Source organism: Thioclava nitratireducens (assembly GCF_001940525.2).
GTDB classification, from domain to species: Bacteria; Pseudomonadota; Alphaproteobacteria; order Rhodobacterales; family Rhodobacteraceae; genus Thioclava; species Thioclava nitratireducens.
This window is the reverse complement of record NZ_CP019437.1, coordinates 3,763,979-3,785,148: the sequence shown is the minus strand read 5'-3', so window position 1 is coordinate 3,785,148 and position 21,170 is coordinate 3,763,979. Positions and strand designations below refer to the sequence as shown.

At 64.4% G+C, this 21,170-nt stretch carries 21 protein-coding genes; 5 read left to right on the top strand and 16 right to left on the bottom strand.

The genetic code is table 11. The features are described from left to right. Positions 1-89: 89 nt before the first annotated feature. On the bottom strand, positions 90-1,382 hold the full coding sequence (gene ccrA / locus BMG03_RS18160) for a crotonyl-CoA carboxylase/reductase (protein ID WP_075773779.1): 1,293 nt from the start codon (positions 1,380-1,382) through the stop codon (positions 90-92). A gap of 148 nt (positions 1,383-1,530) precedes the next feature. Next, positions 1,531-1,836, bottom strand: a complete 306-nt coding sequence (locus BMG03_RS18155) for a hypothetical protein (protein WP_075773780.1) — start codon at positions 1,834-1,836, stop codon at positions 1,531-1,533. Positions 1,837-1,999: 163 nt separating this feature from the next. On the opposite strand from BMG03_RS18155, the gene BMG03_RS18150 reads away from it, so the two are divergent. The 3 genes from BMG03_RS18150 to BMG03_RS18140 all read left to right on the top strand — a co-directional run bounded on the left by BMG03_RS18150 (position 2,000) and on the right by BMG03_RS18140 (position 6,439). Continuing rightward, the gene (locus BMG03_RS18150) at positions 2,000-3,982 is read left to right on the top strand and encodes a protein meaA (RefSeq protein WP_276206141.1); all 1,983 of its coding nucleotides are present in this window, start codon (positions 2,000-2,002) and stop codon (positions 3,980-3,982) included. A gap of 145 nt (positions 3,983-4,127) precedes the next feature. Further along, complete coding sequence (locus BMG03_RS18145) at positions 4,128-5,672, top strand: ATP-dependent DNA helicase (protein ID WP_075773782.1); 1,545 nt, start codon at positions 4,128-4,130, stop codon at positions 5,670-5,672. Positions 5,673-5,722: 50 nt separating this feature from the next. Further along, complete coding sequence (locus BMG03_RS18140; RefSeq protein WP_075773783.1) at positions 5,723-6,439, top strand: SDR family oxidoreductase; 717 nt, start codon at positions 5,723-5,725, stop codon at positions 6,437-6,439. Here BMG03_RS18140 and BMG03_RS18135 read toward each other — a convergent pair. The 13 genes from BMG03_RS18135 to BMG03_RS18075 form a co-directional block, all read right to left on the bottom strand. After that, positions 6,436-7,260: a TIGR02186 family protein gene (locus BMG03_RS18135; RefSeq protein ID WP_166504624.1), complete on the bottom strand. Its 825-nt coding sequence runs from the start codon at positions 7,258-7,260 to the stop codon at positions 6,436-6,438. The two genes, BMG03_RS18140 and BMG03_RS18135, sit on opposite strands and share 4 nt — an antisense overlap. After that, positions 7,260-8,177, bottom strand: coding sequence for a sulfite exporter TauE/SafE family protein (locus tag BMG03_RS18130; RefSeq protein ID WP_075773784.1), 918 nt, complete (start codon positions 8,175-8,177; stop codon positions 7,260-7,262). Before BMG03_RS18130 ends, BMG03_RS18135 begins: the two co-directional genes overlap by 1 nt. A 78-nt stretch (positions 8,178-8,255) precedes the next feature. Next, entirely contained in the window at positions 8,256-9,056 is an 801-nt protein-coding gene (locus BMG03_RS18125) for a purine-nucleoside phosphorylase (RefSeq protein WP_075773785.1), read from the bottom strand. Beyond that, positions 9,040-10,005 carry an ABC transporter permease gene (locus BMG03_RS18120; RefSeq protein WP_075773786.1) on the bottom strand — a complete coding sequence of 322 codons (966 nt, stop codon included), beginning with the start codon at positions 10,003-10,005 and terminating at the stop codon, positions 9,040-9,042. The genes BMG03_RS18125 and BMG03_RS18120 overlap by 17 nt, the downstream gene beginning before the upstream one ends. A gap of 1 nt (position 10,006) precedes the next feature. Continuing rightward, positions 10,007-11,104, bottom strand: coding sequence for an ABC transporter permease (locus BMG03_RS18115; RefSeq protein WP_075773787.1), 1,098 nt, complete (start codon positions 11,102-11,104; stop codon positions 10,007-10,009). Further along, positions 11,104-12,786: an ABC transporter ATP-binding protein gene (locus BMG03_RS18110; RefSeq protein WP_077701331.1), complete on the bottom strand. Its 1,683-nt coding sequence runs from the start codon at positions 12,784-12,786 to the stop codon at positions 11,104-11,106. The genes BMG03_RS18115 and BMG03_RS18110 overlap by 1 nt, the downstream gene beginning before the upstream one ends. After that, on the bottom strand, positions 12,786-13,775 hold the full coding sequence (locus BMG03_RS18105; RefSeq protein ID WP_075773788.1) for a BMP family lipoprotein: 990 nt from the start codon (positions 13,773-13,775) through the stop codon (positions 12,786-12,788). Before BMG03_RS18105 ends, BMG03_RS18110 begins: the two co-directional genes overlap by 1 nt. A gap of 153 nt (positions 13,776-13,928) precedes the next feature. Then, positions 13,929-14,354, bottom strand: coding sequence for a ribosomal protein S18-alanine N-acetyltransferase (gene rimI / locus BMG03_RS18100; RefSeq protein WP_075773789.1), 426 nt, complete (start codon positions 14,352-14,354; stop codon positions 13,929-13,931). After that, complete coding sequence (gene tsaB / locus BMG03_RS18095) at positions 14,354-15,004, bottom strand: tRNA (adenosine(37)-N6)-threonylcarbamoyltransferase complex dimerization subunit type 1 TsaB (protein ID WP_075773790.1); 651 nt, start codon at positions 15,002-15,004, stop codon at positions 14,354-14,356. Before tsaB ends, rimI begins: the two co-directional genes overlap by 1 nt. Next, on the bottom strand, positions 14,997-15,557 hold the full coding sequence (locus tag BMG03_RS18090) for a NifU family protein (RefSeq protein WP_075773791.1): 561 nt from the start codon (positions 15,555-15,557) through the stop codon (positions 14,997-14,999). The genes tsaB and BMG03_RS18090 overlap by 8 nt, the downstream gene beginning before the upstream one ends. 70 nt (positions 15,558-15,627) lie before the next feature. Beyond that, positions 15,628-16,086: a DUF2267 domain-containing protein gene (locus tag BMG03_RS18085; protein WP_075773792.1), complete on the bottom strand. Its 459-nt coding sequence runs from the start codon at positions 16,084-16,086 to the stop codon at positions 15,628-15,630. Between the two features lie 3 nt (positions 16,087-16,089). Then, entirely contained in the window at positions 16,090-16,545 is a 456-nt protein-coding gene (locus BMG03_RS18080) for a universal stress protein (protein WP_075773793.1), read from the bottom strand. Positions 16,546-16,619: 74 nt separating this feature from the next. Beyond that, a complete protein-coding gene (locus tag BMG03_RS18075; RefSeq protein ID WP_075773794.1) occupies positions 16,620-17,486 on the bottom strand; it encodes a branched-chain amino acid aminotransferase in 867 nt (288 codons plus the stop codon). A 198-nt stretch (positions 17,487-17,684) separates the two neighbouring features. On the opposite strand from BMG03_RS18075, the gene BMG03_RS18070 reads away from it, so the two are divergent. Then, positions 17,685-18,302 (top strand): sugar transferase, encoded by a 618-nt coding sequence (locus tag BMG03_RS18070; RefSeq protein ID WP_075773795.1) that lies wholly within the window; start codon positions 17,685-17,687, stop codon positions 18,300-18,302. After that, a complete protein-coding gene (locus tag BMG03_RS18065) occupies positions 18,299-20,416 on the top strand; it encodes a polysaccharide biosynthesis protein (protein WP_075773796.1) in 2,118 nt (705 codons plus the stop codon). Before BMG03_RS18070 ends, BMG03_RS18065 begins: the two co-directional genes overlap by 4 nt. Here BMG03_RS18065 and truA read toward each other — a convergent pair. Continuing rightward, positions 20,378-21,145 carry a tRNA pseudouridine(38-40) synthase TruA gene (truA, locus tag BMG03_RS18060; RefSeq protein WP_075773797.1) on the bottom strand — a complete coding sequence of 256 codons (768 nt, stop codon included), beginning with the start codon at positions 21,143-21,145 and terminating at the stop codon, positions 20,378-20,380. The two genes, BMG03_RS18065 and truA, sit on opposite strands and share 39 nt — an antisense overlap. Between the last annotated feature and the right edge of the window lie 25 nt (positions 21,146-21,170).

Here is a 21,170-nt window from a genome sequence, read left to right as displayed (position 1 = left end):
CCCAAGGCTCTGACGCACCCGGAAGACCCCACACCAGAACACCCGCGCCCCTCGCGAGCGCGGGTTTCTCGTGAAACATAAATGGGTCGTCAGTCGCGGCGGCCCGCTTCCAGCGCATCCTCGAAGGTGCGCAAACCGGTTCTCGGAGCCTGAACCAGCACCGCCATATTGCCCGGCTTATGCTCGTTGCGCAGCATCTTGGTATGGGCCTGCGGGATCTGATCCCACGGGAAGACTTCGGACATGCAGGGGTCCAGACGCCGCTCTACCATCAGCTTGTTGGCCGAGGCCGCCTGCTTGAGGTTAGCGAAGTGCGAGCCCTGCAGACGCTTCTGGTGCATCCACATGTAACGCACGTCGAAGGTGCAGTTGAAGCCGGAGGTGCCGGCGCAGATCACGACCATGCCGCCCTTCTTCACCACCAGCGTCGAGACCGGGAAGGTCGCCTCGCCAGGGTGTTCGAAGACCATGTCCACGTTCACGCCCTTGCCGGTGATGTCCCAGATCGCCTTGCCGAACTTGCGAGCCTCTTTCAGCCATTCGTTATATTCCGGCGTGTTGACCGTGGGCAGCTGCCCCCAGCAATTGAACTCCTTGCGGTTGATCACGCCCTTGGCGCCCTGATCCATCACGAACTGGCGCTTGCTCTCGTCCGAGATCACGCCGATCGCATTTGCGCCCGCGGTGTTCGCGAGCTGGATCGCATAGGAGCCGAGACCGCCAGAGGCACCCCAGACCAACACGTTCTGGCCGGGCTTGAGCTCATGCGGGTGGTGACCGAACAGCATCCGGTAGGCGGTGGCCAGCGTCAGCGTGTAGCAGGCGGCCTCTTCCCAGGTCAGGTGTTTCGGGCGCGGCATCAGCTGTTGCGCCTGCACGCGGGTGAATTGCGAGAACGAGCCGTCATGCGTCTCGTAGCCCCAGATCCGCTGGCTGGGCGAGAACATCGGATCGCCACCGTTGCATTCCTCGTCGTCGCCGTCGTCCTGGTTGCAGTGGATCACGACCTCGTCGCCGACCTTCCAGCGTTTGACCTTGTCGCCCACCTTCCAGACGATGCCGGAAGCGTCCGAGCCCGCGATGTGATAGGGCTGCTTGTGCCCGTCGAAGGGCGAGATCGGCACGCCGAGACCTGCCCAGACGCCGTTATAGTTCACGCCAGCGGCCATCACGAGCACCAGCACTTCGTGGCTGTCGATCTCCCAGGTGTCGACGACTTCCTGCTGGAACGACTGCTCGGGCTCGCCATGGCGTTCGCGGCGGATCGCCCACGCGTACATTTTCGGGGGGACGTAGCCGAGGGGCGGCATCTCGCCGATCTCGTAAAGGTCCTTCTCCGGCGCGTCGTAGGGCGCGATCCCGGTTTCCTGATCAAGGGCCATGGCTCTCTCCTGTCAAAATCTCGCCGCGCCGCAGAATCGGGGCGGGTTGAGTAGGAGAGTTACGCATGGCCGAGTAACTTTGCAATAGTTGTAATGCATAGTTTTGAAATAATATGTCCCTGCCGTTTCGCGCGGCGCGGATCATAGATCAAAGTTCGGGGCAGCTGTAACTCCCGTCCTTGGCTCTTTTCGCTTTGACGAAACTGCCATCGCCGACGCTGCAGAGAAGCGCCCCGTCGGGGAAAGCTTCGCCTTCCTGGTTGCGCGCGTTCCTCACTGCGCCATAGGCTGCCTTGCCCCCTTCATAGCCAAGGTTTGTTGCTCCAACGGCGGTGTTGACCACCACCCGACCGCCGAGCTTGGCAGCATCCACGGAGATGTCGGTGACCTGCTCTCGGGTGCAGGCGGGCAGAGTGGCAGCAAGGGCGAGGGCGGGAACGATCAGCAGTTTCAAAGGGCTCTCCTAAGGTGGTCTCCCCGTCAAAACCCCGCCCTGCTACGATGCGTTCCCTTGGGGCTGCCGCCTCGCCGCGACGCAGCGAATTGACAGGATCACAAAATTGAATTTAAACCATCCAAACGCGCAACAATATTGCGCAGACAAGATTCGCACCCCGATGGAGGCCGCAATGACCGACACGATGCCCGCCAAAGACCGCCCCTGGCTGTTTCGCACCTATGCGGGCCATTCCACGGCTGCCGCCTCGAACGCGCTCTATCGCAACAACCTCGCCAAAGGACAGACGGGGCTCTCCGTGGCTTTCGATCTGCCGACCCAAACCGGCTACGACAGCGACCATGTCCTGTCGCGCGGGGAGGTGGGCAAGGTCGGTGTGCCGGTCTGCCATCTGGGCGACATGCGCGCGCTGTTCGATGAGATCCCTCTCGAGCAGATGAACACCTCGATGACGATCAACGCGACCGCGCCGTGGCTCTTGTCGCTCTATATCGCTGTGGCCGAGGAGCAGGGCGCGGATGTCTCGAAGCTGCAGGGCACGGTGCAGAACGATCTGGTGAAAGAATACCTGTCGCGCGGCACCTATATCTGCCCGCCGAAGCCGAGCCTCGCGATGATCACCGATGTCGCGGCCTATACCCGCGAGCACCTGCCGAAATGGAACCCGATGAATGTGTGCTCCTACCACCTGCAGGAAGCCGGGGCGACGCCGCAGCAGGAACTGGCCTTCGCGCTGGCGACGGCGATTGCAGTGCTCGACGATCTGAAAACCAAAGTACCGGAAGAGGCCTTCCCGGCGATGGTCGGCCGCATCTCCTTCTTCGTGAATGCGGGCATCCGCTTTGTCACCGAGATGTGCAAAATGCGCGCATTCACGGAGCTTTGGGACGAAATCTGCCGTGACCGCTACGGCGTCGAGGATGAGAAATTCCGCCGTTTCCGCTATGGTGTGCAGGTGAACTCCCTGGGCCTGACGGAGCAGCAGCCGGAGAACAACGTCTACCGTATCCTGATCGAGATGCTGGCCGTGACGCTGTCGAAGAACGCGCGCGCCCGCGCGGTGCAGTTGCCTGCGTGGAACGAGGCGCTGGGTCTACCGCGCCCGTGGGATCAGCAATGGTCGCTCAGGATGCAGCAGATCATGGCCTATGAGACCGACCTGCTGGAATATGGCGACCTCTTCGACGGTAATCCGGCGGTGACCGCCAAGGTCGAGGCACTGAAAGATGGCGCCCGCGCCGAACTCGAAACGCTCGACGGGATGGGCGGGGCGATCGCCGCGATCGACTACATGAAGTCGCGTCTGGTGGAATCGAACGCCGCCCGGATCAACCGCATCGAGGCCGAGGAGACCATCGTCGTCGGCGTGAACCGCTGGCAGCAGGGCGAGCCCTCTCCGCTGACCGCAGGCGATGGCGGGATCATGGTCGTCGACCCGGCGGTGGAGCAGGAGCAGATCGACCGGCTGAACGCATGGCGGGCCGAGCGCGACGAGGCCGCCGTGCAGGCTGCGCTGGCCCAGCTCAAGGCGGACGCGAAAGCCGGCAAGAACGTCATGGAAGCCTCGATTGCTGCCGCGAAAGCGGGCGCGACTACCGGCGAATGGGCGGGCGTGATGCGTGCGGTTCACGGCGAGTATCGCGGTCCGACGGGCGTCTCGCGTTCGCCCTCGAACCAGACCGAAGGGCTCGACGATATCCGCGAAGCCGTGGACGCGGTCAGCTCGCAGCTGGGCCGCCGCCTGAAATTCCTCGTCGGCAAGCCGGGCCTCGACGGCCACTCGAACGGCGCCGAGCAGATCGCCTTCCGTGCCCGCGATTGCGGCATGGACATCACCTATGACGGCATCCGCCTGACGCCGGAACAGATCGTCGCGAAAGCCATCGAGGACGAGGCGCATGTGGTGGGGCTGTCGATCCTGTCCGGCTCGCATATGCCGCTGATCGAGGAACTGATGGAGCGGATGCGCGCGGCGGGCCTCGACCATGTCCCGGTCGTCGTGGGCGGGATCATCCCGGATGAGGACGCGAAGAAGCTTCTCAGCTTCGGCGTCGCCCGCGTCTACACGCCCAAGGATTTCGAGCTGAACCGGATCATGATGGATATCGTGACGCTCGCGACCCCGGCCGAGAAGGCGGCCTGAACGCGCAAGCCAATTGGGATCGGGAAGGGGCAGGCGTCTTCTTCTCGACCCAAATATCCCCGCCGGAGGCTCCCGGTGGCGGACCCCGCGAAAACCGCGCCCTTTCTCCCTTCCGCCCGCCAATGTGCGCGGGTAAGGTCGCGCCATGACGACCCCCATGATCCAGTTTTCCGAGGACCAAGCCGAGGCTTGGGATGCCGTTGCTTCCGCGCTCGAGGCGGCGGGGGTCGATATTCTCGAAGGCGCGATGACGCCTGAAAGCGGCAGCAAACGCGTGCTGTCGGTGATCGGCAAGGCGGGGTCGGGCAAGACGCTGCTTCTGGCGGAACTCTACAAGGCGCTGGAGGCGGCAGGGGTCGATCTGGTCTCGGGTGATTTCGAGGGCAAGCGGCGCAAGGAGAAGCGCACGCTGGCGATCCTCGCGCCGACGAACAAGGCGGCGAGCGTGTTGCGCTCGCGCGGGGTGCCCGCGACGACGATCCACCGCATTCTCTACACCCCCGTCTACGACCCGGAATACGAACGGATCGCGGAGTGGCTCACCGGTCAGGGCGAGCGTCCGAAGCCTGAATTGCTGATCGAGATGGGGCTCACCGAAGAGACGCTCGACCGGGCGAAGGCCTTCTACGATCTGCACAAATCGATCCCGGCGGCGCTGGCTTCGGCGGGGTTGCGCGGCTCGGATTTCATCAATGGCTGGAAACGGCGCGAAGACCCGCTCGATATCGGTTTTGTCGATGAAGCCTCGATGCTCGACGAGCGGCAGTTCGACGATCTGCGCGAGATTTTCCCGACGCTGGTTCTGTTCGGCGACCCGGCGCAGCTCGCTCCGGTGAACCAGTCGGGCGAGATGGTGTTCGAACGGCTGCCCGACGAGCGCAAACACATTCTGCACCGCATCCACCGGCAGGCCGAGGATAACCCGATCCTCGATCTGGCGCATATGCTGGGCGACGACAGCCTGACCTTCGAGCAGTTCGAGCGCGAGATCGAGAAGGCGGCGGCGAAGGATGACCGCGTCGTCTGGGCCGAGCGGGTGGAGAGCGATCTGATGGCGCGCTCGCCGGTACTTGTCTGGCGCAACGCGACGCGCATCCGGTTGATCCATGCCTTCCGTGCGGCCCATTCCGCGCCCGCCGACATGATGCTGCCGGGCGAGCCCTTGATCTGCGACGGGATCGAACTGCCGGTAAAGCACCGCAAGAAGCGGATTGATCTGGAAGCGCGCGGGCTGATCAAGGGCGCGCAGGTGATCTATCTCGGCCCCGGCAAGAAGCCCGGTTTCTCGCGGCTACATGTGATGGGGGCGGAAGATCCGCGGCTTTCGGCGGCCTCGATCGTGAAGATCGAGATGCCGGACGAGGAAGAGCCGTTCATTCCGTTCGCGGCCCGGATGGGCGCCACCTTCCTGCATGGCGCTGCGGTGACGATCCACAAGGCGCAAGGCTCGCAATGGGAGGATGTGCAGGTTTTCGCGCCGGATATTTATGCGGCTTACAGGGCAGGGCGCATCGAGGCGGGTATCCCGCTGTGGAAGCGGCTCGCCTATGTCGCGATCACGCGAGCGCAGCATCGCCTGCTCTGGGTGGTGCGGGCGCGGCTGGCACGGCCCTCGGCGCCGCTGACCATTGACGACCTGCCGAAAGGCGGCGGTAAGCTGGAACTGAAAGCCGAACCGCAGGACGGATAGGGCCGGAGCCTCCGGCGGGGATATTTGAGCCAAGGCGAAGGAGGGGCGAGATGGGCGTGATGGTGGTGACCGGGGCGAGTGCCGGGATTGGGCGCGCGGTGGCAGAGGCCGCGCTGGCCGAGGGCTGGCAGGTCGCCTGTCTGGCACGCTCGGAAGACAAGCTGGCGGAGGTCGCCGCGAAGGGCGACGGGCTGGCGGTGGCCTGCGACGTGAGCGATGCGGCAGCGGTGGAGCGCGCCTTCGCCGAGGTGGTCGCCAGGTTCGGCCGGATCGACGTGCTGTTCAACAATGCCGGGATGTTCCCGCCTGCGGCCTTGCCCGACGAGGTTACGCTCGAGGATTGGGATGCCTGTATAGCGGTGAACCTGACGGGGATGTTTCTTTGCGCCCGGGCCGCTTTCGCGCAGATGCGCAGGCAGGCCCCGCGCGGCGGACGGATCATCAATAACGGCTCGATCTCGGGGCAGGTGCCGCGCGCGAAATCGCTCGCCTATACGACCACGAAACACGCGATCAACGGCATGACCAAGCAGATCGCGCTGGACGGGCGCGACTTCGACATCGCCTGCGGGCAGATCGACGTGGGCAACGCGCGCACCGGGCTTCTGGCGAATATGGATGCGGCGGCGGCGAAGACGGCGGAGCCTACGATGGATGTGGCGAATGTCGCGCGCTCGGTGCTGTACATGGCGTCGCTGCCGCTGGATGCGAATGTGCTCAACATGACGGTGATGGCGAGCGGAATGCCCTTCGTCGGGCGTGGTTAACGCACGAAGCGGAAGATCGCAGCGGCGGCCCAGCCAGCGAAGACCGCAAGCGCCAGTGACAAAAGCCCGTAGAGCGGCGCGTTCTCATGGGCGAGCGAGTAGAGCCACCGCTCAAGCCCGACTTTGCGCACTTCGATCGCGGATTGGTATTTGTCCACCAGCTTGCCGCCGCGCAGTAGGAAGATGCGGGTCTTGTAATCGCCCTCGATGAGGTTCGCCGGCAGCGCGAAGTCGGCGCGGAACAGTGTGTCGTCGACAATATGCACGCCGCCCGACTCCATCTTGTAGAGGCCTTGCTGCTTGCGGATATCGACCATCGCCTCGGTGAAGGGGATCGAATCCTCGACCGTGATCGGCCCGGAGAAGGCCCGCATCGCGAGCGGGATCGAGATGCGCTGCTGGATATCGGTGCGCCGCGAGAGGATGTCCTCCATCGGACCGGAGGTGGCGACGGCGTAATAACTGGGCGCGGCGGCCACGCCGACGGAGGCCGTGTTCACCCAGATGCCGAATTCGCGCGATTTGCGGCGGATCGTGACCGGGCCGAGCGGACCTTCCAGCGTCACGATCACCGCGAGTTTCTGCCCGTCGGGCTGCGGGGCCTCGCGCTTGATGGCGCCATAGATCAGGATTTGTGACCCATCGAAGGACGTTGTGATGCCGATGTTGTCACGGCTCAGTCCCGCGACGATCTGCTCGTCTGGCTCGGGGCGATTGGTGATCGGCATCCCAGGGCGCGCGGGAAGTACCTGCCGGGTCTGCGCCAAAGCGGGCAGGGCGGCTGCGCAAAGGCCGAGGACGAGAAGAGCGGCACGGATCATCATTCGCCCCCCGATGCGATGGAGTAGAGATTGGCCGGATGCAGCACGAGGTCGAGGCCGAGCTTGCCTGCGACGATGATCACGAGAAGCGCCAGCAAAATACGCAGCTGTTCCGCCTTCAGCCGCGCGCCCAGACGCGAGCCGATCTGTGCGCCGATCACGCCGCCGACGATCAGCAGCAGCGCCAGCATCACGTCGACCGTCTGATTGGTGATCGCGTGCATCAGCGTCGTGAAGGCCGAGACGAATAGAATCTGGAACAGCGAGGTGCCGATCACGACCTTGGTCGGCATGTTCAGCAGGTAGATCATCGCCGGAACCATGATGAAACCGCCGCCGACGCCCATGATCGCCGCGAGAATCCCGACCAAGGTGCCGACCAGCAGCGGCGGGATCACCGAGATATACAGGCCCGAGGCCCGGAACTTGAACTTGAAGGGCAGCTTGTGGACCCAGGTGTGCTGCACGCGTTTCTTGCGCGCGCCACCGCCCTTGCGCTGCTTTTGCAGAGTGCGGATGCCCTCCTGCAGCATAAGTAGTCCGATCAGGCCGAGAAAGACGACGTAGCAAAGCTGCACCGCGAGATCGATCTGGCCGAGCGCGGTGAGCAGGTTGAAGACGTAGATACCGCTTGCCGAGCCAAGAAGGCCGCCCACCAGCAGCACGAGCCCCATCGGGATGTCGACCGCCTTGCGTTTGAGCTGCGCAAGAACCCCCGAGACCGAGGAGGCGACGACCTGGTTGGCGCCGGTCGCCACCGCGACGGAAGGCGGGATGCCGATGAAGAACAGAAGCGGCGTGATCAGGAAGCCGCCGCCCACGCCGAACAGGCCTGAGAGCAGCCCCACGATGCCGCCGAGCCCCAGCAGGGTGAAGATATTGACCGAGACTTCGGCGATGGGCAGGTAGATCTGCATGGACTGCACCCGCTGAGGAGGTTGCATCGTTAGTGTCCCCGAAGGACAGGCGAAGTCAAACCCCGCCGTGCCGCAGGGTTACAACTGTTGCAGATATCGTCGCAAAACCTGCTCGAGCTTGGCTGCGCCCATGGGGGCGATCGCCTTGGTCTGCTCGTGGCTGATATTCTCCTGCGCCATGCCCGCCCCCATATTGGTGATGACGGAGACGGCGGCGACGCGCAGCCCGAGGAAACGCGCAAGGATCACTTCCGGCACGGTCGACATGCCCACCGCATCGGCGCCGAAGACCTTGGCGGCGCGGATTTCGGCGGGGGTCTCGAAGGTCGGGCCGGAGAACCAGCAATAGACGCCTTCGGGCAGTTCGATCCCTTCGGCCCGGGCCGCGGCTTTGAGCCCGGCACGGATGTTCGGGTCGTGCGCCTCGGTCAGCGGCACGAAACGCGCATCCGAAGGCTCGCCGATCAGGGGGTTGTTGCCCGAGAAGTTGATATGATCGTTCAGCATCATCAGCCCGCCGGGCTGGATGTCCTCACGCAGGCTTCCGGCCGCATTGGTCAGCAGCAGGCTTTCGCAACCGAGCTCCTTGAGGATCTCTAGCGGGAGGCGCATCTCGGCGGGGTTGCCGTGTTCATAATAGTGAACCCGACCGCCGAAGACCGCGACGCGGACGCCTTCGAGCGTGCCGATCACCAGCTTCGGATTGTGGCCCGAGACGCCCGCATGGGGAAAGCCCGGAAGCTCCGAATAGGGGATCGCGACACCCTCGACCTCCTCGGCCAGATGGCCGAGGCCGGAGCCGAGGATCAGGCCGAGGCGCGGGGCCTCGTCGCCCGCGCGTTCGCGGATCAGTTGCGCGAGTTCAGCGCTCTTTGACATAGGGCTGCCCCCCTGCACGCGGCGGGATCGCCTTGCCGATGAAGCCGGCGAGGATGATCACGGTGAGGATGTAGGGCACCGCCTGCATGAACTGGATCGGCAGCGTGATTACGCCCAGATCGATGTTCGGATAGCGGTTCGAGATCGCTTCCAGCAGGCCGAAAAGCATCGTCGCGCCAAGCGCCGGAACAGGCCGCCATTTCGCGAAAATCAGAGCCGCGAGAGCGATATAGCCGCGCCCGGCTGTCATTTCCTTCACGAAGCCAGCCGCGAGGCCGGTTGCCAGATAGACGCCGCCCAGCCCCGCCAGAACGCCGGTGATGGCGACGGCGGTGTAGCGCATCCGAATGACCGAGATGCCCGCGGTGTCGACCGATTCCGGGTTCTCGCCCACCGCGCGCAGGCGCAGGCCGAAGCGGGTGCGGAACAGCACCCACCAGGTGATCGGCACCATCGCGAAGGCGACATAGACGAGGATCGAGTGGCCCGAGATCAGGTTCGAGTAGATCGGCCCGAAGAAGGGAACATCCTTTATCGCGTCCGCACCGGGCAGCGTGATCGGATCGAAGCGCCCGTTGCCCGAAAGCTGCGGTGTGCGACCGCCCTGCTGGAACCAGCTTTGTGCGATCAGCACGGTAAAGCCCGAGGCAAGGAAGTTTACCGCGACGCCGGAGATCAGCTGATTGCCGCGGAAGGTGATCGAGGCGAGGCCGTGCACGAAGGCGAGGCTCATCGAGCCCGCGACACCCGCCAGAAGACCGAGCCACGCATTGCCCGTCACCGCCGCGACCGCGCCGGAGAAGAAGGCGGCCATCAGCATCTTGCCTTCGAGGCCGATGTCGAAGATGCCTGCGCGTTCCGAGAACAGGCCCGCGAGGCAGGCCAGCAGCAGCGGCGTGCCGAGACGAACGGCGCTATCGAGAATTTCGATGATCGTTCCGAAATCCATCTTAGGCCTCCTTCCGGGCGTTGGCGCGCGCGACGAAGAAGCTCTCGATCGGTGCGCGCAGCATGTTGTCGAAGGCCCCGGTGAACAGGATCACCAGCGCCTGGATCACGGTGATCAGCTCCCGCGGGATCGTCGTTTCCAGCGCCAGCTCGCCGCCGCCTTGGTAGAGAAAGCCGAAGAGAAGTGCTGCAAGGAACACGCCGAACGGGTGGTTGCGGCCCATCAGCGCGACGGCGATCCCGATGAAGCCTGCGCCCTCGACCGAATTCAGCACGAGACGATGCGCTTCGCCCATCACGTTGTTGATCGCCATCAGCCCGGCGAGAGCGCCAGAGATCAGCATCGCGGCCATCACGATCTTCACCGGCGAAATGCCTGCATAGCGCGCCGCGCTTTCCGACCGCCCGAAGGCGCGAATCTCGAAGCCCAGCTTCGTGCGCCAGATCAGCACCCAGACGAGGTAGCAGGCGAGGATCGCCACAAAGAACGACACGTTCGCCGGGACCGATTTCGAGAAGAACTGTCCGACCAACGGGAAATCATGGAAGGTCGGCAGATGGGTTGCGGGCCCGAAGCGCGCGGTGGCCGGGTCCATCGAGCCGCGCGGACGCAGCACGTTGACCAGCATGTAGTTCAGCACCGCAGCGCCGATAAAGTTGAACATGATCGTGGTGATCACGATATGGCTGCCGCGCTTGGCCTGCAGATAGGCCGGGATCGCCGCCCAAGCCGCACCGAAGATCGCGCCGCCCGCCATCGCCGCGATCAGCGCGATGCTCCAATGTGGCCACGGGAAGGCCAGCAGTACCAGCGCCACGCCAAGCCCGCCCAGCGTCGCCTGACCCTCGCCGCCGATATTGAACTGGCTGGCGTGATAGGCGACCGCGACGGCGAGGCCGGTGAAAATGAAGTTCGTGGCGTAATACAGCGTGTAGCCCCAGCCATAGGGCGAGCCGAGCGCGCCCGAGACCATGACCTTGATCGCCTTGATCGGGTCTTCGCCGATCAGCAGCACCACGATCCCCGAGATCACGAAGGCGATCAGCAGGTTGAGGAGCGGGATCAGGGCCACGTCTACCCATTTCGGTGTCTTTTCCATTATTGGCTCTCCTCGGGCGCGGCGATGGTCCAGCCGTCCATGCCGCGCACGTCCTCGCCGCCCATGCCCGCCATCAGGCAGCCCATGCCGGTCTGCGTGGCGGTCTCGACGGGGCCGATGCCCATGATCTGCCCGTCGAACATGACCGCGACCCGGTCCGAGAGCGCCCGGATTTCGTCAAGCTCGACCGAGACCAGCAGGATCGCGGCGCCTTGGTCGCGCAGTTCGATGATGCGTTTGTGGATGAATTCGATCGCGCCGATATCGACGCCGCGGGTCGGTTGCCCCACCAGCAGCAGGGCCGGATCTCTTTCGATCTCTCGCGCCAGCACGATTTTCTGCTGGTTGCCGCCCGAGAAGCTTTTTGCGGGCAGGGTCGGGATCGGCGGGCGCACGTCGAAACGCTCCATCGCCTCGGCGGTGTGGGCGACGATCCCCGTATTGTCCATCACGAAGCGGTTCTTCTGATAGGCCGGATCCGAGTGATAGCCGAAGATCATGTTCTCCCACGCGGCAAAATCGAGGATCAGCCCGAGACTGTGGCGATCTTCGGGAACGTGCGAGATGCCCCGACGCCGCCGCGACTGGCCGTCGCTGTGCTTGCCGGTGAGGTCGATCTCTTCGCCGTTGATGCGAATGTTGCCGGTGCCCTTGGCGAAACCGCCGAGGATTTCCAGCAGTTCGGACTGGCCGTTGCCCGCCACGCCCGCAATGCCGAGGATCTCGCCCGCGCGGATTTCGAGATTGATGCCCTTGAGGCGTTCGATCCCGTCTTCGTCCTTCACGCGGAGGTTCTCGATCTCCAGTACGGTCTTGCCGGGTTGGGCTGCCGTCTTGTCGACGTTCAGCAGAACCTTGCGGCCCACCATCAGCTCGGCCAGTTGCTCGGGCGAGGTCTCGGCGGTCTTCACGGTCGCCGTCATCTCGCCGCGGCGCATCACAGAAACAGTGTCGGTGATCTCCATGATCTCGCGCAGCTTGTGCGTGATCAGAATGATCGTCTTTCCTTCCTTGCGCAGGAAATCGAGGATGCGGAACAGGTGGTCGGCCTCTGCAGGTGTCAGCACCCCGGTCGGCTCGTCGAGGATCAGGATATCTGCTTGACGATACAGCGCCTTGAGGATTTCCACGCGCTGCTGGTGGCCGACGGAAAGCTCTTCGATCTTCTCGTCGGGATCGACGTTGAGCTCGTATTCCTCGGCGAGGCGCTTGAGTTCCTTGCGCGCCTTCGACAGCGAGGGGCGCAGAAGTGCGCCATCCTCGGCGCCAAGGATGATGTTCTCGAGCACGGTGAAATTCTGCACCAGCTTGAAATGCTGGAAGACCATGCCGATGCCGGCGCTGATCGCAGCCTGGCTGTCGGGGATATGAGTGTGCTTGCCCTTGATCCAGATCTCGCCCGCATCCGCCTTGTAGAAGCCGTAGAGGATCGACATCAGCGTGGATTTCCCCGCGCCGTTCTCGCCGATGATACCGTGGATCGTGCCGGGCATGACCCGGATCGAAATGTCCTTGTTGGCCTGCACCGTGCCAAAGGCTTTCGAGATGCCTTTAAGCTCGATCGCGGGCGCGCCCGTGGGCGTTGCGGCAGCGTGGGCCGCCTCGGCCGCATCGCTGGCGTTTTCAGTGGCAAGGGCGGCAGTTGCCTGCCGCCCTGCATTGTTCGACTCTGTTCCGTTCATCACTCGACCGGGCAGCTGTCATCCGACATGTAGTCATGCACTTCGATCTTGCCCGAAGCGATGTCGGCTTTCGCCTGCTCCACCGCTTTTTCCATCTCGGGGGTGACGAGCGACTTGTTGTTGTCGTCCATTGCGACGCCAACGCCGTTATCGGCGAGCCCCATCACCTTAATGCCCGGCTTCAGATCGGGACCGGCCGAGAACGCGTCATAGACGGCGTTGTCGACGCGCTTGAGCATCGAGGTCAGAACCTTGCCCGGGTGCAGATAGTTCTGGTTGCTGTCCACGCCGATCGACAGGACGTCGGCGTCGGCAGCCGCTTGCAGAACACCGATGCCGGTGCCGCCGGCAGCGGCGTAGATCACGTCGGCGCCTTGGCTGATCTGGGCCTTGGCGATCTCGCCGCCCTTCACCGGGTCGTTCCAAGCCGCCGGGGTGGTGCCGGTCATGTTCTGGATGACTTTCGCGTCCGGATTGGCCGCTTTCACGCCCTGCACGTAGCCGCAGGCGAATTTGCGGATCAGCGGGATGTCCATGCCGCCGACGAAACCGACGGTACCGGTTTTCGAGGCCATGCCAGCCATCAGGCCGACGAGATACGAGCCTTGCTCTTCCTTGAAGACGATCGACTCGACATTGGGCTGGTCGACGACCATGTCGACAATCGCGAATTTCGTGTCGGGATAGTCGGGGGCGACGGTGTTGAGCGTGTCGCCGAAGGCGAAGCCGGTCATCACGATCGGATTGGCACCCGACTCGGCGAGTTTGCGCAGGGCCTGCTCACGCTGAGCTTCCGACTGCATTTCCAGTTCCTTGTAGGAGCCGCCGGTCTCTTCCGCCCAACGCTTCGCGCCGTTGAAGGCGGCTTCGTTGAAGCTCTTGTCGAACTTGCCGCCCAGATCATAAATGATCGCGGGATCGGCCAGCGCGGCCCCGGCGCTCAGCGCGAGCGCGGTCGCGGCGCCGAGGAACTTGGTGAAATAGGTCATGGATTACTCCCGAGTCGTTATGGCCCTGTTGGAAAAGCCTGTTGGCGCGCTCTGTTCGGCGCGCGGACACAGCGATTTGGGCAGAGCTTGCCGAGGGGGTCAAGCGTCAAGTTGCGGATGACGCGAGGTCGCGAGACAAATTTGATTGAACGGTCAGCTTCCCGCTCTAGAGAGTGGCAGCGTAAGAACCAGCGCGTCGATGCGTTCGCCCTCCGGACCGCGGTAATAGCCCTTGCGACGGCCTGATTCCTTCCAGCCGGTCGCTGCGTAAAGCGCGCGTGCGGCATCATTCTCGGCGGAGACTTCTAGGAAGGCGCTCTCGGCCCCCAGCTCTGCGGCTTCTTGCGCGAAACGCTCGACCAACTCGCGTCCCGTGCCGTTGCGGCGCGCTTTCGGGTCGACGGCGAGGGTCAGAAGCTCGGCTTCGCCCGCGATGACGCGTCCCAGCAGGAAGCCTCGGTTCTCGTTCAGCAGAAAGGTGCCGGGACCGCGCATCAGATCCCGGAACTCGGCTTCGTTCCAAGGGCGTGGCGTGGTGAAAGAGGCGGCGTGCAGTTCGGCGAGAGCTTCGGCGCGCATCAGTCGAGGATCCTTGGCGGCGGATCGGAGGGCGGGGCGGCATCTGCGGCACGCAGGTAGAGCGGCGCGGGCCGTTCGCCGGCAACCACTTCGCGCTTCGCCGCGATGCGTGCGATCGCTTCGGCCGGCGAAAAAGCCGCAGGCGCGACAGCGGCGCCGATCCGTTGGGCGACCGCTTCGGCTGCGGAGCCGATGCACGTCAGCCCGGGTTCGGTCAGCCCTTCGGGCAGCGCGTCGAGATCGTGCAGATCGAGCGAAACGGGCCGGGCCATGCGGAATCCTTCGAGATAGACACGCTCGCGCGGGGCTGCGACCGCCGCAAGCACCGGGCCCTTACTACCGAACTGTGTGGCCTCGGTGATCGAGACGCCCAGAGCCGGGGCCCTCAGGCTCAGTGAAAGCCCGCGTGCGGCGGATACGGCGATACGGACGCCGGTGAAATTTCCCGGTCCGATCCCGACGCCGATTCGCGTCACGTCGCGCCAGCAAACGCCCGCCTCGGCGAGGAGTTCTTCCAGAAGCGGCACAAGCCGTTCCGCCTGACCACGTCCCATCTCTTCGTGGCGGGAAGCGAGGCAGTCTTCACCCGACAGCAAAGCGGCCGCGCAATGCGCGGCCGATGTGTCGAAGCCTAACGTCAGATCAGGCATTGACCGGACGCACCTCTGAAACCTCGGGGATGTAATGTCTGAGCAGGTTCTCGATCCCCATCTTGAGCGTCAGCGTCGACGACGGGCAGCCTGCGCAGGCGCCCTGCATGTGCAGGTAGACCACGCCTCGCTCGAAGCCGTGGAAGGTGATGTCGCCACCGTCCTGCGCCACGGCCGGGCGCACGCGGGTGTCGAGCAACTCCTTGATCTGCGAGACGATCGCACCGTCCTCGCCGTCATGCTCGGCATGGCCCGAGGGCGCAGCTTCGCCTTCGATCACCGGGGCGCCGGACTGGAAATGCTCCATGATCGCGCCGAGGATCGCCGGTTTCGCATGATCCCAGCTGGTCGTGTCATCCTTCGTCACGGTCACGAAATCCGAACCGAAGAACACTCCGGTCACGCCGGGTACTGCGAAAACGCGCTTGGCCAGCGGCGATTTGGCCGCCGTCTCGGCGGAGGGGAAATCAGCGGTGCCGGTCTCCAGCACGGTCTGGCCGGGCAGGAATTTCAGCGTCGCGGGGTTCGGGGTCGTCTCGGTCTGAATAAACATCGCGTGCCTCCTTGGCTTGCCGCTGATATGCGCCTTCCGACTGAATTAATCAAGTAATCGCGGCTATGCGCTAGATGATGCGCGGCGCGATCTCGGCGGGATCGGCCACCTCCGGGCGCCAGAATGCTTCCGCTTCCGGCCCGATCCGCGCGAGAGCGGCCCCGAAGTCACGATGATTGACATGGCGCCAGAGCGCAAAGGCGGTGGCCTCGATGGCGTTATCGGGGGTCAGGTTGTGATGTGGGCGCAACGCCTGCGCTTCGCGCGTCATCTCGGTCCGGCTGCCGAACGGCTGCGGCATCGACATCACATCCCAGTGATACAGGAAAATCGCACGTACCACCGCAGGCAGGCAATCGGCGAAGGCGATGGCCTCGACAGGGCGCAGCCGAGCACGGAAGGTCACGAAGACGCCCTCGATCGCCGTGTAGGTCATCTTGTCGGAATCGAGGCTCATCCGATCGCGCGCATCTGCGAGGAAAGAGGCGAACTCCTTCTGCGCATGCCGATAGGTCCAGGGCATCGGCATCGGTCAGGTGATCTGTTCGAGCTTTTCCTTCGACATCTCGCCCGGCACGATCGTCAACGGGCAGGGCAGCGTCCCCGCCTGCTTGACCATCTGCGTCACTAGCGGACCCGCGCCGCCCTTGCCGGAGCCCGCGCCGAGTACCAGAACGCCGATCTCGGGATGCTCGTCCATCACGGCGATGATCTCGGGCACCGGCTCGCCTTCGCGGATCACCAGTTCCGGCTCTACGCCCTGCCGGTCGCGCATCCATTTCGCGAAAACCTCGAAATGCGCCTCGATCCGCTCGCGGGCTTCGTCGCGCATGATCTCGGCTACGCCGATCCAATGCTGATACTCGTCGGGTGGAATCACCGAAAGGATGATCACGCCGCCGCCGGTATGGTTCGCGCGCATCGCCGCGAACCGCATCGCGTTGAGGCATTCGCGGGTATCGTCGAGCACAACCAGAAACTTGCGCATGGCTCCTCCGGGACGGGGTGTCTGCGGATCATCGCCCGGCGAGGGGCCTTTGGCAACCGCAGGGGTGTCGAGGCTCAAAGCGGCGAGCCTTGCGCCCAGTCCATATAGGCTTCGCGCGCCCGCTGTGTGCCCTTGCCGGGCGTGTAGCTGACATCGTCGAAGCCCGCGACCGGGGTGACCTTGGCGAAGTTGCCGGTCAGGAAGACCTCGTCGGCATTGCGGAAATCGTCGAGCGTCAGCACCGCTTCATGCACCGTCTCGCCGCCCTCGCGCAGAAGGCCCATGATCCGCTTGCGCGTGAGGCCTGCGAGGAAGGTGCCGTTCGGCATCGGCGTGAAATACTCGCCATCCTTTACCATCCAGACATTCGCGGTCGCGCTTTCGGCGACGTTACCCATGGCGTCCTGCACCAGCGCGTTGCCGAAGCCCTTGCGCTGCGCCTCGACCAGCATTCGGGCGTTGTTCGGATAGAGGCAGCCCGCCTTCGCGTCGGTGACGTTGTCGGCAAGAACGGGACGGCGGAACTGCGTCGTGGTCAGCGTCGTCGACTTGCCGGGGTCGGGCATTGCCACCTCTTCGAGGCACAGCGCGAATCCGGTTTCGCCGGGCTTCGGCGCGACGCCCAGATCCGAGCCCGCGATCGCCCAGTACATAGGGCGCACGTAGACAGCAGCACCCTTGTCATATTTCCGCAGCCCCTCGCGCGCGATTTCGACCATCTCCTCGGGTGCGATGGTCGGCGTGATCATCAGCGCCTCGGCGGAGCGGTTGGTGCGTGCGCAATGCAGGTCTAGATCGGGCACGACCCCGTCGAAAAGTCGCGCCCCGTCAAAGACCGAGCTGCCCTGCCAAAGCCCGTGATCGGCGGCGCGCATCACGGCGATATCGCCCTCGTGCCATGCGCCTTCGAACCATGTGCGGATGTTTTTGCCGAATGCCATCGGTGCCTCCTTCGTAACGGGCGCGATCCAACCATTGGCGTCCGGCGAAGTCCATACAGCCGATTGTATCGGTGTCAGGTGCCGTGAGGTCCGGTCACATCTCGTGATCTGGCGGCGTTAACCGCATCGCAACTGGAAGAGGCATAGGCTCGCGAAGGTTTCGTTTCTTCGGTGATGATCCACAGCAGGAGAATTGGCATGACCCAGGTCCGGCGCAGGCGCAAACGTCTCTTCGATCTGACACTGGCGATGCTCGCGCTACCCATGGTGGTGCCGCTGATCGCGCTGGTCTGGCTGGTCATCGCGATGGTGCAGGGGCGACCGTGGTTCCACGGGGGTGAGCGGATGCACAGTCCCACGCGTAGCTTCCGCATGTGGAAGTTTCGCACGATGGCGGCGGATCCCGGCGATTACGGCGTCTCCGGCGGACATAAAGCCGGACGGATTACGCCGCTTGGCCGGCTGTTGCGCCGCTGCCACGCGGATGAATTGCCGCAAATATGGAACGTGCTGCGCGGCGACATGAGCTTCGTCGGACCGCGCCCGCCGCTGCGCGAGGTGGTGGAGCGATTCCCCGCGCTTTACGCACAGGTGCTTACAAGTCCGCCGGGGATCACCGGGCTTGCGAGCGTGCAGTTCGCCGCGAAAGAGGCGCGGCTGATGGCATCGTGTCGTTCCGCGGAGGAGGCGCGGCGGATCTATGACCGCGTCTGCGTTCCACAGAAAGCGCGGCTTGATCTGCTGTACCAACGTCGGGCCTCGTGCTGGCTCGATCTCGCGCTGATCTGGCAAACCCTGCGCGGAGCGCGCGCATGAGTTCGGTGCTCACCGACAAGATCGCGACGCGGCTGATCGCATTGTCGCGCCCGCGAAAGGCGGCTGTCATCGCGGCGCTCGATGCGCTTCTGGCGATAGGATGCCTTGCCGCAGCAATGCATTTCGCAACCACGTCGCCGGGATGGAGCCTTGGGCTCCCTTCGCCGATCTTTCTGACGGTGGGGGGTATCGTCGCCGCATCAGTGAGCCTCGGCACCGGTCTTGCCCGCTTGCCCCTGAAGGACTTCGCAAGGGATGGGGCGGGGAAGGCATTGGGTGTCTCCTGCCTTCTGGTATTTGCCCTCTGGATCAGTCCTGGATGGCGAGGTGGCGCGATCGCATTCTTCTTCGGGGGCGCGTTCCTGTCTGGCCTCGTGGCTCAACGCTGGGCTCTTCTGGGGCTGACCGCAGTGCTGTATCGCCGCTCGTACGTCGTCTCGCGCATCGCAATCTACGGCGCGACCCCGGAGGGGCTCGCGCTGGCGCGGGCGTTGCGCGATCGATCCGGTTTCCTGACCTGCGCGTTTCTCGATGACAGCCCGGTTCTGCGCGGTGCGACCTTGGACGGGGTTCCGGTTCTCGGCCACGTGACGCGCGAGGCATTGATCCGCAAGTTCAACGTCGATCGCGTCGTTCTCGCCGACCCGCTCCTGCCCACGCCGCGCAAGGCCGCGCTGGCGCGAGACCTCTCGGCCCTCGGACTGCGCTGCGAGGCATTGCCGGATTTCGCGCTTCTGGTCGGTGGCGCCGATCTCGCCGCGCGGCTGCAGCCGGTGCGCTCCGAACGGTGGCTTGGTCGTTCCGAGATCACGGAAGACGATCCGCCCGACGCGGAGTTCTACTGCGGCAAAACCATGCTCATCTCGGGGGCGGGCGGTTCCATCGGGGCGGAGCTTTGCCACCAGATACTCGCCTGTCGTCCGGCGAAACTGGTCCTTCTCGAGCTATCGGAAAAGGCGCTCTTCACAATCCTCTCCGACCTGAGCCCGCTGGCGGAGCGCGCGGGCACCGAACTTGTCACGCGGCTCGGCTCTGCAGCGGATGCGGCGCTGGTGCATGAGATATTCGCGCGCGAAACGATCGACGTCGTATTCCACGCCGCCGCCTACAAACATGTCGTTCTGGTCGAGCAGAATCCCTTCTCGGGATGCGCGAATAACGTCGCCGCCACGGTCTGTCTCGCGCGCGCCGCCCGTGCCGCGAAAGTTACGCGTTTCGTGCTGATTTCGAGCGACAAGGCGATCGCGCCCCGCTCGGTCATGGGGGCGTCTAAACGAATGGCCGAATTGGTCGTGCAGGATCTTGCGCGCCGTGCGGGCGCGACCGTCTTCTCCATCGTGCGCTTCGGGAATGTGCTCGGCTCATCCGGGTCGGTCGTGCCGATATTCGAGCGACAGATCGCGCAGGGTGGGCCGATCACGCTCACCGATCCCGAGGCCACGCGTTACTTCATGACGATCGCCGAGGCCGCGCGGCTTGTGCTGATCGCAGGGCGTTGGGACGGCGCAGGACGGGTCTATGCACTCGACATGGGCGCGCCGATCCGGATCGGCGATCTCGCCCGGCAGATGGTCGAAGCGCGCGGGTTGCGCCTTCGCGGACCGGACTGTCCAGAAGGCGATATCGAGCTTTTGCCTATCGGCCTGCGTCCGGGCGAGAAATTGCATGAAGCTCCGGTGACCGGCGCGCGTAGCCAAGCGACCGCACATCCGAAGATTCGAGATGTCCCCGTCCCCCATCTCTCGAGACGCGAGACCGCCATGTTTCTGCGCTATCTCGACGCTGCCTTGGGGCAGCGTTGCGCGGCGCGGCTGGATGAGATCATCTCGCGTCTGCAACGGTTGGAGGGCGACGACCCTGCTTCGCCTGTCGTTCAGGTGCCCGGAGGGCCTGACGCTGATATTCAAAAAGCGCAGAATTTCGAGATCACGCCTCGCAGGCGAAGCGGAGCAATGGCAAGCCAGGTCACGCGCGCGATGAAGGAAAGTCGGAGCATCGCCCCGATGGAAAAGCGCAAGACCTCGCTTCCAACTCAGCTGCCGATGCCGCGCGCCCCGGCCGGGGGCCAGACCGTGTCAGCCGAAGGGATCGCGGGGATAGCCGACGGCGCTTAGATAGAGGCCCTGCGGCGGACAGACCGGACCGCATGCGGCGCGGTCGCGGGCGGCGAGCGCTTCGGCGACGCGCTCGGCCGGCCAGGAGCCAGCACCGACCCGCTCCAGCGTGCCGACGATCGAACGGACCTGATTGTGCAGGAAGCTGCGAGCGCGCAAATGAAACCGCACCTCGCGCCCATGTAGAATGTCATGTTCTTCGATCCGGATCTCGTCGAGCGTTTTGACCGGCGATTTCGATTGGCACATGGTCGAACGAAACGTCGTGAAATCATGGTGCCCGATCAGATGCGACGCGCCTTCGCGCATCGCCTCCACGTCCAGCGGGTTCTGCACGCGCCAGACCAGACCGCGGTCATGGGTCGTCGGCGCACGACGTTGCACGAGCCGGAACAGGTAGCGCCGCTCCTGCGCCGAGAACCGGGCGTGGAACTCGTCGTCGACCCGGGCGCAGGCGAGTATCGCCACCGGCGCGGGGCGGAGATGATAATTCAGCGCTTCCGAAAGTCGGAACGGGTCCCAATCCTTCTTCAGATCGGCATGGGCCACCTGCCCGGTCGCATGAACGCCCGCATCGGTGCGTCCCGCCGCGGCGATCGTGTGGGGGCCGGGTTCGAGCTTCGCCAAAGCGTCCTCGACCGCGCCTTGCACCGAAGGCTGATCGGCCTGACGTTGCCACCCGGCAAAGGGGCCCCCGTCATATTCGATTTTCAAGGCATATCTGGGCATGGGTCGCCCATAGCCCGAGTGCGCT

Excerpts from the sequence above, each read along its gene's own strand:
- ccrA (WP_075773779.1), bottom strand. The coding sequence starts at position 1,382 with ATGGCCCTTGATCAGGAAACCGGGATCGCGCCCTACGACGCGCCGGAG.
- BMG03_RS18150 (WP_276206141.1), top strand. The coding sequence starts at position 2,000 with ATGGAGGCCGCAATGACCGACACGATGCCCGCCAAAGACCGCCCCTGG.
- BMG03_RS18145 (WP_075773782.1), top strand. The coding sequence starts at position 4,128 with ATGACGACCCCCATGATCCAGTTTTCCGAGGACCAAGCCGAGGCTTGG.
- BMG03_RS18140 (WP_075773783.1), top strand. The coding sequence starts at position 5,723 with ATGGGCGTGATGGTGGTGACCGGGGCGAGTGCCGGGATTGGGCGCGCG.
- BMG03_RS18135 (WP_166504624.1), bottom strand. The coding sequence starts at position 7,260 with ATGATCCGTGCCGCTCTTCTCGTCCTCGGCCTTTGCGCAGCCGCCCTG.
- BMG03_RS18130 (WP_075773784.1), bottom strand. The coding sequence starts at position 8,177 with ATGCAGATCTACCTGCCCATCGCCGAAGTCTCGGTCAATATCTTCACC.
- BMG03_RS18125 (WP_075773785.1), bottom strand. The coding sequence starts at position 9,056 with ATGTCAAAGAGCGCTGAACTCGCGCAACTGATCCGCGAACGCGCGGGC.
- BMG03_RS18120 (WP_075773786.1), bottom strand. The coding sequence starts at position 10,005 with ATGGATTTCGGAACGATCATCGAAATTCTCGATAGCGCCGTTCGTCTC.
- BMG03_RS18115 (WP_075773787.1), bottom strand. The coding sequence starts at position 11,104 with ATGGAAAAGACACCGAAATGGGTAGACGTGGCCCTGATCCCGCTCCTC.
- BMG03_RS18110 (WP_077701331.1), bottom strand. The coding sequence starts at position 12,786 with ATGAACGGAACAGAGTCGAACAATGCAGGGCGGCAGGCAACTGCCGCC.
- BMG03_RS18105 (WP_075773788.1), bottom strand. The coding sequence starts at position 13,775 with ATGACCTATTTCACCAAGTTCCTCGGCGCCGCGACCGCGCTCGCGCTG.
- rimI (WP_075773789.1), bottom strand. The coding sequence starts at position 14,354 with ATGCGCGCCGAAGCTCTCGCCGAACTGCACGCCGCCTCTTTCACCACG.
- tsaB (WP_075773790.1), bottom strand. The coding sequence starts at position 15,004 with ATGCCTGATCTGACGTTAGGCTTCGACACATCGGCCGCGCATTGCGCG.
- BMG03_RS18090 (WP_075773791.1), bottom strand. The coding sequence starts at position 15,557 with ATGTTTATTCAGACCGAGACGACCCCGAACCCCGCGACGCTGAAATTC.
- BMG03_RS18085 (WP_075773792.1), bottom strand. The coding sequence starts at position 16,086 with ATGCCGATGCCCTGGACCTATCGGCATGCGCAGAAGGAGTTCGCCTCT.
- BMG03_RS18080 (WP_075773793.1), bottom strand. The coding sequence starts at position 16,545 with ATGCGCAAGTTTCTGGTTGTGCTCGACGATACCCGCGAATGCCTCAAC.
- BMG03_RS18075 (WP_075773794.1), bottom strand. The coding sequence starts at position 17,486 with ATGGCATTCGGCAAAAACATCCGCACATGGTTCGAAGGCGCATGGCAC.
- BMG03_RS18070 (WP_075773795.1), top strand. The coding sequence starts at position 17,685 with ATGACCCAGGTCCGGCGCAGGCGCAAACGTCTCTTCGATCTGACACTG.
- BMG03_RS18065 (WP_075773796.1), top strand. The coding sequence starts at position 18,299 with ATGAGTTCGGTGCTCACCGACAAGATCGCGACGCGGCTGATCGCATTG.
- truA (WP_075773797.1), bottom strand. The coding sequence starts at position 21,145 with ATGCCCAGATATGCCTTGAAAATCGAATATGACGGGGGCCCCTTTGCC.